This window comes from Methylocystis suflitae (genome assembly GCF_024448135.1).
GTDB classification, from domain to species: domain Bacteria; phylum Pseudomonadota; class Alphaproteobacteria; order Rhizobiales; family Beijerinckiaceae; genus Methylocystis; species Methylocystis suflitae.
Window position 1 is genome coordinate 1 of sequence record NZ_JAMRYX010000171.1, and the last position, 11,701, is coordinate 11,701.

At 63.3% G+C, this 11,701-nt stretch carries 14 protein-coding genes; 5 read left to right on the forward strand and 9 right to left on the reverse strand.

The annotated features are described in order from the left end of the window. From NEI07_RS12715 to NEI07_RS12755, 9 genes are all read right to left on the reverse strand, one after another. Window positions 1–435, reverse strand: a 435-nt coding sequence (locus tag NEI07_RS12715; RefSeq protein ID WP_256035004.1) for a phosphate-starvation-inducible protein PsiE, incomplete at its 3' end; no start/stop codon positions are given. 134 nt (window positions 436–569) lie between these two features. Further along, the gene (locus tag NEI07_RS12720) at window positions 570–1,250 is read right to left on the reverse strand and encodes an MOSC domain-containing protein (RefSeq protein WP_256035007.1); all 681 of its coding nucleotides are present in this window, start codon (window positions 1,248–1,250) and stop codon (window positions 570–572) included. A 33-nt stretch (window positions 1,251–1,283) separates the two neighbouring features. After that, the gene (locus NEI07_RS12725; RefSeq protein ID WP_256035009.1) at window positions 1,284–1,625 is read right to left on the reverse strand and encodes a c-type cytochrome; all 342 of its coding nucleotides are present in this window, start codon (window positions 1,623–1,625) and stop codon (window positions 1,284–1,286) included. 41 nt (window positions 1,626–1,666) lie between these two features. Beyond that, on the reverse strand, window positions 1,667–2,095 hold the full coding sequence (locus NEI07_RS12730) for a universal stress protein (RefSeq protein ID WP_256035011.1): 429 nt from the start codon (window positions 2,093–2,095) through the stop codon (window positions 1,667–1,669). Between the two features lie 92 nt (window positions 2,096–2,187). Further along, the gene (locus NEI07_RS12735; protein ID WP_256035013.1) at window positions 2,188–2,703 is read right to left on the reverse strand and encodes a phage tail protein; all 516 of its coding nucleotides are present in this window, start codon (window positions 2,701–2,703) and stop codon (window positions 2,188–2,190) included. Between the two features lie 505 nt (window positions 2,704–3,208). After that, window positions 3,209–3,400, reverse strand: a complete 192-nt coding sequence (locus NEI07_RS12740) for a hypothetical protein (RefSeq protein ID WP_256035014.1) — start codon at window positions 3,398–3,400, stop codon at window positions 3,209–3,211. Window positions 3,401–3,541: 141 nt separating this feature from the next. After that, window positions 3,542–4,300, reverse strand: coding sequence for a class I SAM-dependent methyltransferase (locus NEI07_RS12745; protein WP_256035015.1), 759 nt, complete (start codon window positions 4,298–4,300; stop codon window positions 3,542–3,544). A gap of 10 nt (window positions 4,301–4,310) precedes the next feature. Further along, window positions 4,311–5,327 carry a YheT family hydrolase gene (locus NEI07_RS12750; RefSeq protein ID WP_256035017.1) on the reverse strand — a complete coding sequence of 339 codons (1,017 nt, stop codon included), beginning with the start codon at window positions 5,325–5,327 and terminating at the stop codon, window positions 4,311–4,313. A gap of 138 nt (window positions 5,328–5,465) precedes the next feature. Beyond that, window positions 5,466–6,341, reverse strand: coding sequence for an S-methyl-5'-thioadenosine phosphorylase (locus NEI07_RS12755; RefSeq protein ID WP_256035019.1), 876 nt, complete (start codon window positions 6,339–6,341; stop codon window positions 5,466–5,468). 250 nt (window positions 6,342–6,591) lie between these two features. On the opposite strand from NEI07_RS12755, the gene NEI07_RS12760 reads away from it, so the two are divergent. From NEI07_RS12760 to NEI07_RS12780, 5 genes are all read left to right on the forward strand, one after another. Beyond that, window positions 6,592–7,155, forward strand: a complete 564-nt coding sequence (locus NEI07_RS12760) for a F0F1 ATP synthase subunit delta (protein ID WP_256035021.1) — start codon at window positions 6,592–6,594, stop codon at window positions 7,153–7,155. Then, complete coding sequence (gene atpA, locus NEI07_RS12765; RefSeq protein ID WP_256035024.1) at window positions 7,155–8,684, forward strand: F0F1 ATP synthase subunit alpha; 1,530 nt, start codon at window positions 7,155–7,157, stop codon at window positions 8,682–8,684. Before NEI07_RS12760 ends, atpA begins: the two co-directional genes overlap by 1 nt. Before the next feature lie 71 nt (window positions 8,685–8,755). After that, window positions 8,756–9,637: a F0F1 ATP synthase subunit gamma gene (locus NEI07_RS12770; RefSeq protein ID WP_256035025.1), complete on the forward strand. Its 882-nt coding sequence runs from the start codon at window positions 8,756–8,758 to the stop codon at window positions 9,635–9,637. Between the two features lie 24 nt (window positions 9,638–9,661). Next, entirely contained in the window at window positions 9,662–11,089 is a 1,428-nt protein-coding gene (atpD, locus tag NEI07_RS12775; protein WP_175092505.1) for a F0F1 ATP synthase subunit beta, read from the forward strand. 116 nt (window positions 11,090–11,205) lie between these two features. Continuing rightward, complete coding sequence (locus NEI07_RS12780) at window positions 11,206–11,607, forward strand: F0F1 ATP synthase subunit epsilon (protein WP_256035026.1); 402 nt, start codon at window positions 11,206–11,208, stop codon at window positions 11,605–11,607. Window positions 11,608–11,701: the final 94 nt, after the last annotated feature.

Here is an 11,701-nt window from a genome sequence, read left to right on the forward strand (position 1 = left end):
GGCCTTGGAGGGAAATCGCGCCGAGGCGTAGCGGATCGTGAGCACCGCGAGCGCGAGAACAAGAGTCGCGCCGGCGAGGATCAGTATCCCGACGTCAGGGACCGACTCCGTCTGCACATAGCCGATCATATGGCGGGTGAGCGCGGTGATGCCGACATAGAGCAGGAAGCGCACCGGCATGTGGTTGGTGCGGAAATAGATGCCGACCATCGAGCCTATTTCCAGATAGATGAAGAGCAGCAACAGGTCTTCGATGGTCGCGTGACCTTTTGACGCCATTTCGAGAAATGCTTTCGCCGCGGCCCAGACCGTCGCGCCGCCAATCGCGAACAGTCCCAGAAGGTGAAAGACTTCGGTGAGCAGGTAGCCGATCGGATCCATCAGATCCAGCAATCGACGCACCGTCGGGTGTTGCTTCCTGTCCAAGTCTTTCATCGCTTGCCTACAAGATGTGTGCAGCGCCCAGCATGGCCGTGGGCTGCATCGTCAACGTCGCCTATGGCGCCGCCGGGCGCAAACGACTTTGTCACTAAGCTGCTTCACGCCTATCCGCCAAGCTATTCGATAAGCTATTCTCCGAGCCGCCGCCCCCAGTCTTCCACCTTGCGGCTTTCGATCCGCCTGCGCGCGAGCGCCCGCCAGCTTTCCGCGAGCTCGGGCAACACGGCCATCTCAGTGAGTTCGTCGAAAGCGCGCGGCCGCACGTAGAGCAAGGCGAAAAGTCGGGCGAGCGGCCAATCGGCGCGCGGCCGCTCCATGAGCCGCAGACAGTCGCCCGGCTGCGCCGCGCCCGTTTCGAGAACGCGGTAGTACCAGCCGCAGCGCATGCTCTCCTGCGTGCGCCGCGCCATGTCGCGCCGGCCGAAGCGGAAATTGAGAGTCAGGCAGGGCTGTCGCCCCTGGCTCACCTGCAGGCGCGCGCCGCCGAGCGCGAAGACGTCGCCGACGCAGACCTCGGCTTCGGTGAGCCCGCTCGTCGAGATGTTCTCGCCGAAGGCGGGCGCCACAAATTCATTCGCAAGCTCCGGCAAATCCGCGCGCCAAGCGTCGTAATGTTCGCGTGGATAGTGGTGCAGCGCTTTCTCGACGCCGCCATGATGGCGCCGATCCGCCTGTCGATCGCCGACGAGGCCCTCCGCCTCGATGCGCCAGGGCGGCGCCAGCGGCGACTTGCGGATCGCGCTCCTGCGGCCTGGCGCGATCTCGCGCGGGCGCCCCGCGAAAAGCCTGTCGATCGGAAGATCACCCATCTCGATTCATTCCCGCGCCGGCGGCGCGCAGGTCTACCTCTGGATGGAGCCGAGATAGGCGAGCAGCGCTTCGATCTGCGCGGCGCTGAGCCGGAATTGCGGCATCTCGACGCCCTCATGGCCGACGACAATGCCCTCGGCCAGTGCCTCTTCGAGATTGTGCAGCGGATATTTTCGCGAAAGATCGCGGAACGGCGGCGACTTGGGATTGGCGCTGACGCCGCGCGCGCCGACCGCATGGCAGCGGCCGCAATTTGCTTGCGCGATCGCCCGCCCGCGCTTCAGCAGTTGGGCGTCGACAGGCGCTTTCGCCGCGGCGGCGCCGGCGGCGAACAAAAGGCAAGTCGTAATCGCTACAGCCGCGAATCGGAGCATTTTCGAAGTCTAGCCGCGCGCCCGGCGCCTGTCACCGCGCCCTATTTGCGCACGACAAGCACCGAACATTTGGCGTGACGCACGATGGTCTTGGCGTTGGAGCCCAAAAGATAGGTCGCCATCGTCGGACGATGCGAACCGACCACGATAAGGTCGGCGCCCCATTCCTCGGCCTCGGCGAGCACTTCCGGGTAGACCGCGCCGAAGCGCACGATCGAGGAGACGCGATCCGCCGGATAGGCGATTTTGCCACGCAGCACTGCGAGGTCCTTTTCGGTCGCCTCGCGCATCTCCTCGTCGAAATTGGGCGGAATGTAGTCGATGAAGGCCACCGGAACGAGCGGCTGGACATTGACGAGCCGAAGCTCAGCCTCATGCTCCACTTTTGCGAGCGCCACCGCCGCGTCGAGCGCGAGCTGCGTGACTTCCTCCTCGCCGATCTCCACCGCCACCAGAATTTTCTTATACATCCCCGCCTCCCGATGCGCGCGGCGTCGACGCCGACTCACTCCTTCATAGCGCGACTGGCGCCGCCGAGCCACAGCGCCGCATCCGGCGCAGGTCAATCATCGGATGGCTCCGCCGGCTCGGTGACGGAAAGGTCTCGTTCCCAGCCTTCGTTTTCGAGCACGAGCCGCTGAATGGCGACGGCCGCGCCATTGGCGTCGAGCGTCGGCAGCGCCTCGAAGCAAGACGGCCAACAGCGGCGGATGACATAGGCGATCGCCACCTGGCCTGCTTCGTTGAGAAGTTCGAGGACGACGTCCTTGCGGAAATCCTTGAGCGAAGATTCAACGCCTGCAGCGCCGTCAGGATTCCAGACCTTGTTCACCCAGCGCTCGAATTCAAGATCATGCGAGACTCCGCGTTCGACGACGATCGGCGCGAAGGTCGTCACGCCCGGCAGCTTGCGCGCCAATGACGGGCTGCCGCCCTCCCGATGTCCAACAACTTCAGTCGTGCGCCGCAACGGCCCGACGAGCGAGACGCCCGTGACATAGCGTCCGTCCCACTTCAATCGGAACTTGAAGTTTTTGTAGGGATCGATGCGAGCGGCGTTGACGGTGAATTGCGACATTGAAATCCTCTCGGGCAATTCGCGCATTAGCCATTTGACGGCCGCTTCACTCAAGCAGGCAAGGACGAAGCGCTGCGGTGGTGGAAAAATGGATTTGTCACGCTACCACGTTTTTAAAAGCTCGGACTAAGTTAAGCTCAATAGCAGTCTCAGATAGTCTTTGGAGGAGTTTATGAAGGCTTGGTTTGGAGCTGCCTTGGCGGCGTCACTCTTCGCGTCGGCCCACGCCTAGGCCGCCGAGAACGGCTGTCCGAACGACGACGCCAGAAGGCGCTTCGGCTTATGCAGCGAATCCGGCTTAACGAAAGATGCCGGCTGATGAAGCGCAAATAGCAGCGCTTCGGCGCCCGCGCAGCGATGGTTCGTGGGGACGACATTATCCCCAACAGCCGCTAAGCGCTTCCCGATCACATCGAACCATGTGGTCGATAAGGAATCGCTCAAAATGTCGGAGCAGGTTCTCATCGAAAAAGCCTGCAACTTTTTCGGAACCTGCTAATCAAACCTATTCGATCGCTTCGGCTTTGACGAAATTCCAAGACGCCGTATCGACGATCCGGCTTTCGCGACTCTCATTGCTGAGCTTGGCGCAGGTGCCTTCGACCGCTGTGACGGTCCACAGATCGATCTCTTCGTCCCAGGCGCCATCACAATTCACTAGCGTCGTGACTTTATAGATTTTGCCCGCCTCAAGCATATTGCTGTCCTTTGCTGAATGATTCCCTCGGGAAAATACGGCATTGGCTCAACGCGACGACTCTTCATCGTCGCCAAGAAACAGGCAAAATTAGGGAAAGCTGCGGGCGACACGTAGGATAGCGCTCGCCAATACTTAAGTTCACGGCGTGTTGACGCCGCAGCGCATGTAAAGCGGGACGCACAGCGGCAGATCCGGAGGATGCGCGCGCCAGGCCTCCTCCAACTCCCGATCGACGAGCGCCAGCGGATCGCGGCCATAATGCAGTCTGTATTTCTCGACCGCGGACCAGGTCTTGAGAAAGCTCACGAGATCGCTTTTCGATCGCGCAACGGGCGTCTGAAACGGCGGGCAGTCGATTTCCTTGAACGGAAACGGCAGGGTCTCGTAGCGCTCGAAATAGAGCGCCGAGTTCTCCGCCCAGAAGGGGCCGAGAATATCCTCTTTGAGCCTGCGCAGGATCGCATCGATCGGTGCGACGCCCGTGCATGGCCAGTCATAGGTCCATGCCGCGATGACTCCTTCCGGGCGCAAGGCGCGCCGCGCGTTTACGTAAAATTTCGGCAGGTCGAACCAGTGGATCGAACAGGCGCAGGCGATGAGATCGACCTCCGCGCGCAGGCCGAGATCGTCTTCCGCGCGCGCCAGGCGATAGTCGACATTGGGCTCTTTTGGCGCGAGCGCCAGCTGCCGGGAATCCGGGTCCGTCGCGAGCACGCGCGTGAAATGGCGCGACAGTCCGAGCGCCGCCTGCCCGCTCCCCGCGCCGCAATCCCAGGCGAGACGATCCTGCCGCGCGACGCTCGCGAGCCACGCGAAAAGCGCGTCGGGATAATGCGGGCGAAAGGCGCGATAGTCGTCGGCGTTGTCGCCGAACACCATCGTCTGGCGTGCATTCATTGCTGCGGTCTCACTTCGTCTCGAACATGCGTTGAGGGCCGAGGCCTTTTTGCTTGAGCCACTGCGCCGTGACGCGATCATGCCAGGGCGTCAGGCTGCCCGCGCCATGGAACCCCATATGTCCCCCGCCCTGCGTCAACGCCGTCTCGATCGCCGGCAGATTCGACCAGTCGATCGACCTGTAATTCTCCGCAGGGACCCAGGGGTCGTCGAGCGCGTGCAGGATCAGCGTCGGCAGCGTTGCGCCGGCGAGGAAATTCTTCGCGGCGTTGGATTCGTAATAGTCCTGTGCGCCCCGGTAGCCGAAATGCGGCGCGACGAAGCGGTCGTCGAATTCGTAAAGATTGCGGGCGCCGGCGATCGCGGCGCGCTCCGCGGCGGTGAGCGCGGCGCTTGGCGCCAGCGCCTCGCGTTTCATCTCATTGAGCATGTAGCGATGATAGACGAAATTGCGCGGCGCCATCAGGCGGGCGCAGGACGCAGCCAAGTCGATCGGCGTCGACACGGCGACGGCGGCGTGAACCGGCAGCCCATGGCCGCCTTCGCCGACGAATTTCAGCACGAGATTGCCGCCGAGCGAATTGCCGATCAGCACAATGCCGCGACGCACGAGTTCCGCCGGCAGGCCGCGCAGCGCCGCGACGAGATCCTCGGTCTTGCCGGCGTGGTACCGCCCGCCCGAGGTGGCGCGCGAGGGCGCCGCGCCGCGCAGATTGAGGCGCAGCACCGGCCAGCCTTGGCTCACGAGATAACGCGCCGTGGCGACGCCATGCGGGCTCGATTCGGAGCCGGCGAGCCCATGCGTCAGGACGATGAGCGGCGCGTTCGTTTCCGCAGCCGGCCGATCGAGCCGCGCCGCCAGAAGGTCGCCATCGGGCATGGCGAGCAGCAGCCGCTCGCCGCCCGAAAGCTCGGGCGGTCCGCCAATAATGATGTTGCGCAGGGTCTGCAGATCGCCGCCGAACCACGGCGCCCGCTCGCGAAAGGGAAGAAGCGAGGGGGTTGAGGAGGTAGGTTCACGGGACATTGTTCCTAGCCTACAACCGACTGGGCAGGCTGGCGAAAGCTGGTCGCAAGATCAGCTTTCCGCGTTGGATTTGGCCAGCGCTGCGCAGCCTCTCGCTCAGTTCGTGGGTGAGGCTCGTCGCCGACGGTGATTCGCCCCTCACCCCCCATTCACCCTTTTCATCACCGCATAGAGCTTCTTCAGCAGTTCCGGATCGCGCGCCTCCGGGGCGGTGATAATGGCGTTATCAAGCGCGCGGTCGGAGCCGATCGGGCAGCGCTCGTGTTCGCGCGAAAAATCGGTCAGAACCCGCGCCAGCAATCGCGCGACCGTCGCCGAATTCTTCTGAACGACCGCGATCACCGAGGCGATATCGACATTGTCGTGCTCGGGATGCCAGCAATCGAAATCCGTCACCATGGCGACGGTGGCGTAGGAGATTTCGGCTTCGCGCGCGAGCTTGGCTTCGGGCATCGCCGTCATGCCGATCACGTCATAGCCGGCGCCCTTGTAGGTGAGCGATTCGGCGTAGGACGAAAACTGCGGGCCTTCCATGCAGACGTAAGTTCCGCCGGCGACATGATCGATGCCCTCGGCCTTCGCCGCTGCGCTGATGCGAGCGGAGAGCAGCGGCGCGATCGGATGCGCCATCGACACATGCGCGACGCAGCCGTCGCCAAAAAAAGAGGATTGCCGCGCGAAGGTGCGATCGACGAATTGATCGATCAACACGAAGAGTCCCGGAAAAAGCTCGGATTTGAACGAGCCGCAGGCGGAGACCGAAATCAGATCGGTGACGCCGGCGCGCTTCATCGCGTCGATATTCGCGCGGTAGTTGATGGTCGAGGGCGAGAGCCGATGGCCACGCCCATGCCGCGGCAAAAAGACCGCCTGGGTCGCGCCCAGTTCGCCAAAGGCAAGTTCGTCAGAAGGTTCGCCCCAGGGCGTCGTGACCCGCTCGCGGCGGATGTTTGCGAGCCCTGGTAGATCATAAACGCCTGACCCGCCGATTATTCCGACGACCGCTCTGGTCATGAATTATGTCTCCTTCGATAGCTGTTGCTTGGCCGGATTTGGGCCGGCGCCAAAAATCGCGGCAATGTGACAGGGTTGCGCCCCCAAAACGCCTGTGTTAGGGGACGCTCGCCTTGGAGCTGGGGCGCAGCGGCCCTCGTTCCTTTTCCTACAGCATCCGTCGTTTGAGGCTAACCGCTTAATCGTCGCGACTGTGCAATTTGCACTGCGAGCGGCGTCTCCAAACGACGTAGATTGACGAGCGAACCAAGTGGCTCAAGACGGAGATTCCTTATCGGGCGTTGCGGGTCGCTACGCCTCCGCCCTCTATGATTTGGCGACGGAAAACAACGCCGCCGATGAGGTCGCCACGGCGCTTGATCGATTCAAGACTCTGCTGGACGGCAGCGACGATCTCAAGCGCATGGTCAAAAGCCCGGTGTTCTCCGCCAAGGAGCAGCTCGAGGCCCTCGAGCCGGTTCTCAACAAGGGCCAGATCTCCGGCATCGCCGCCAATTTCATCCGTCTCGCCGCCGCCAAGCGCCGCCTCTTCGTCATCTCCGACATGATCGCCGCCTATCGCCGCCTGCACGACAAGGCGAAGGGCCTGGTGCGCGCCGACGTGACGATCGCGGCGCCGCTGAAGCCGGATCATGAAGCCGCGCTGCGCGAGACGCTCGCCGGCGTCACCGGCGGCAAGACCATCGATCTCAAGGTGACGACGGATCCGTCCATCATCGGCGGTCTGATCGTCCAAATCGGTTCACGCATGGTCGACGCCTCCGTGCGCACCAAGCTCAACTCAATCCGCACACGCATGAAAGAGGTCGGCTGATGGATATCCGCGCCGCAGAAATTTCCGCGATCCTCAAAAAGGAGATCGCCAACTTTGGCGCCGAGGCCGAAGTCACCGAGGTCGGCCAGGTTCTGTCCGTCGGCGACGGCATCGCGCGCGTCTACGGGCTCGACAATGTGCAGGCCGGCGAGACCGTCGAATTTCAGGACGGCACCAAGGGCATGGCGCTCAATCTCGAAACCGACAATGTCGGCATCGTGATTTTCGGCGACGACCGCGCCATCAAGGAAGGCCAGACGGTCAAGCGCACCGGCGCCATCGTTGAGGTTCCCGTCGGCAAGGAGCTCCTGGGCCGCGTCGTCGACGCGCTCGGCAATCCGATCGACGGCAAGGGGCCGATCAAGACGGCGCAGCGCGCCCGCGTCGACGTCAAGGCGCCAGGCATCATTCCGCGCAAATCCGTACATGAGCCGATGGCGACGGGCCTGAAGGCCGTCGACGCGCTGATCCCGATCGGCCGCGGCCAGCGCGAACTGATCATCGGCGACCGTCAGACCGGCAAGACCGCCATCGCGCTCGACACGATCCTCAATCAGAAGTCCTTGAACGACGGCGACGACGAGAAGGCGAAGCTCTACTGCGTCTATGTCGCCATCGGCCAGAAGCGCTCGACCGTGGCGCAATTCGTCAAGGTGCTCGAAGAGCGCGGCGCGCTCGAATATTCGATCATCGTCGCTGCGACGGCCTCCGATCCGGCGCCGATGCAGTTCCTCGCGCCCTTCTCCGGCTGCGCGATGGGCGAATATTTCCGCGACAACGGCATGCACGCCGTGATCATCTATGACGATCTGTCCAAGCAGGCCGTCGCCTACCGCCAGATGTCGCTTCTGCTGCGCCGCCCGCCGGGCCGCGAAGCCTATCCGGGCGACGTCTTCTATCTGCATTCGCGCCTGCTCGAGCGCGCCGCGAAGCTTTCCGACGATCGCGGCGCCGGGTCGCTCACCGCGCTGCCGGTCATCGAAACACAGGCGAACGACGTGTCGGCCTATATTCCGACGAACGTCATCTCGATCACCGATGGCCAGATCTTCCTGGAGACTGATCTCTTCTACCAGGGCATCCGTCCTGCGGTGAACGTCGGCCTCTCGGTCTCGCGCGTCGGCTCTTCGGCGCAGACCAAGGCGACCAAGAAGGTCGCCGGCAAGATCAAGGGCGAACTCGCGCAGTATCGCGAAATGGCCGCCTTCGCCCAGTTCGGCTCGGACCTCGACGCGGTGACGCAGCGCCTCTTGAATCGCGGCGCCCGCCTCACCGAACTCTTGAAGCAGCCGCAGTTCTCGCCGTTGAAGATGGAAGAGCAGACCTGCGTGATCTACGCCGGCGTCAACGGCTATCTCGATCCGCTGCCGGTCAATCGCGTGCGTGCGTTCGAGGACGGCCTGCTCGCGCTGCTGCGCTCGCAGCACAGCGACATTCTCGAGAGCATCCGCACGACGAGGGATCTCACCGACGAGACCGCGGCGAAACTCAAGAACGTCGTCGAGAGCTTCGCGAAGTCCTTCGCGTAACGAGCGTCTCGTCCTGGCCGGGACAAGCCCGGCCAGGACGGGCGTTGGAAAAACGAGACAGGCAAAACGATATGCCCTCGCTAAAGGATCTTCGAAACCGCATCTCCTCCGTCAAGGCGACGCAGAAGATCACCAAGGCCATGCAGATGGTCGCCGCCGCGAAATTGCGCCGCGCCCAGTCGGCGGCGGAGGCGGCGCGTCCCTATGCCGAACGGATGGAGTCGGTGCTCGCCAATCTCGCCTCCGGCGTGACGGCGGGCGGACCTGCGCTGCTCGCCGGCAATGGCAAGGACGAGACGCATCTGCTGATCGTCGCCACCGCTGAGCGCGGCCTGTGCGGCGCCTTCAATTCCTCCATCGTGCGTCTCGCCCGCGAGCACATTGCGCGGCTGCAGGATCAGGGCAAGACCGTCAAGATCCTCTGCGTCGGCAAGAAGGGTTTCGAGCAGCTCCGCCGCCAATATGAGCGCAATATCATCGAGGTCATCGAGCTGCGCGGCGTCAAGCAGATGGGCTTCGACACCGCCGATGAGATCGGCAAGAAGATCATCCGCATGTTCGAAGAGGGCGGCTTCGACGTCGCGACGCTGTTCTTCTCGCGCTTCAAATCGGTGATCGCTCAAATTCCGACCGCGCAGCAGCTCATCCCGGCGCAAATTCCCTCAAACGAAAACGCGCCGCCCGTCGAAGGTCCGCAGGCTTCCTACGAGTATGAGCCGGGACAGGACGAAATTCTCTCGACGCTGTTGCCGCGCAACATCTCCGTGCAGGTGTTCCGCGCGCTGCTCGAGAACGCCGCCTCCGAACAAGGCGCCCGCATGAGCGCGATGGACAATGCGACGCGCAACGCCGGCGACATGATCAAGAAGCAGACGACGATCTACAACAGGTCGCGTCAGGCGATGATCACCAAGGAGCTCATCGAAATCATCTCGGGCGCCGAGGCGCTCTGAGTCATTTTAGGACGAGGACGAAACATGGCCGCCAATAAGCCCAGCGGGCGCATCACCCAAGTCATCGGCGCCGTCGTCGACGTGCAGTTCGACGGGCAATTGCCTGAGATTCTGAACGCCCTCGAGACGACGAACCAAGGCAATCGCCTCGTTCTCGAAGTCGCGCAGCATCTGGGCGAAAATTCCGTTCGCACCATCGCGATGGATTCGTCCGAAGGTTTGGTGCGCGGACAGGAAGTCACCGACACCGGCGCGCCGATTTCGGTTCCGGTCGGCGACGAGACGCTTGGGCGCATCATCAACGTCATCGGCGAGCCGGTCGACGAGGCGGGTCCGATGCTCACGAAATCGCGCCGCGCCATCCACCAGCCGGCGCCCTCCTACGCCGAGCAGGCGACGGAAGCGCAGATTCTCGAGACCGGCATCAAGGTCGTCGATCTGCTCGCGCCTTACGCCAAGGGCGGCAAGATCGGCCTGTTCGGCGGCGCGGGCGTCGGCAAGACCGTGCTGATCATGGAACTCATCAACAACATCGCCAAGGCGCATGGCGGCTATTCCGTCTTCGCCGGCGTCGGCGAGCGCACCCGCGAAGGCAACGACCTCTATCACGAGATGATCGAGGGCGGCGTCAACAAGAAGGGCGGCGGCGAAGGCTCGAAATGCGCGCTGGTCTACGGCCAGATGAACGAGCCGCCGGGCGCGCGCATGCGCGTCGCGCTGTCGGGCCTCACCGTCGCCGAGGATTTCCGCGACCGCGGCATGGACGTGCTGTTCTTCGTCGACAACATCTTCCGCTTTACGCAGGCGGGTTCGGAAGTCTCGGCGCTCTTGGGCCGCATCCCCTCGGCGGTGGGCTATCAGCCGACGCTCGCCACCGACATGGGCGCGCTGCAGGAGCGCATCACCACGACCACCAAGGGCTCGATCACCTCGGTGCAGGCGATTTACGTGCCGGCCGACGATCTGACCGATCCGGCGCCCGCCACCTCCTTCGCGCATCTTGACGCCACGACCGTGCTGTCGCGTTCGATCGCTGAAAAGGGCATCTATCCGGCGGTCGATCCGCTCGACTCGACCTCGCGCATGCTGTCGCCGGCGATCGTCGGCGAGGAGCATTACGACGTCGCCCGTAAGGTGCAGTCGACCCTGCAGCGCTACAAGTCGCTGCAGGACATCATCGCCATTCTCGGCATGGACGAACTTTCCGAAGAGGACAAGCTCGTCGTCGCCCGCGCCCGTAAGATCGAACGCTTCCTGTCGCAGCCCTTCCATGTCGCGGAAGTGTTCACCGGGTCGCCCGGCAAGCTCGTCGCGCTCGCCGACACGATCAAAGGCTTTAAGGGCCTCGTCGAAGGCGAATACGACCATCTGCCGGAGGCCGCCTTTTACATGGTTGGTTCCATCGAAGAGGCGGTCGAAAAGGCCGCGAAGCTCGCCAAGGAAGCGGCGTAACTTTTACAAAGCGTCTGGCCGGGCGTGCTCCGGCCAGGTCGCTGATCTGTTTTCGTGGATGGCCGGATCAAGCCCGGCCATGACGGGCTGGACGCAAAGCGCCGTCGGAGAACATCATGGCTGCATTCCACTTCGAACTCGTTTCTCCCGAGAAGCATCTCTTCTCCGGCGAGGTCGAATCGGTCGTCGCGCCTGGCGCCGACGGCCAGTTCACCGTGCTCAAGGACCATGCCCCGGTCATGACCACGCTGAAGGCCGGCGTGGTGACGGTCGCCGGCGGCGACGGCAAGGTCGAGAAGCTTTTCGTGCGCGGGGGATTCGCAGACGTCAACGCCTCCGGCTTCACCATTCTCGCCGAACAGGCGATTCCGCTTTCCGAAGTCGACATCGCCAAGGTCGACGCCGACATTCGCAACGCGCGCGAAGACTTCTCCGACGCCAAGTCGGACGACGCGCGTCTCGCCGCTTCCGACAAGCTTTCTCAACTGCAGGAACTGCGCGCGGCGATCGGCGCCTGATCAGACCGCGCGGGAAAGCCCCTCTCTACAGCTTTTGCCGAGCATTTCCGCGTCATGCCCGCGCTTGTCGCGGGCATCCACGCGGCGCCGCTTC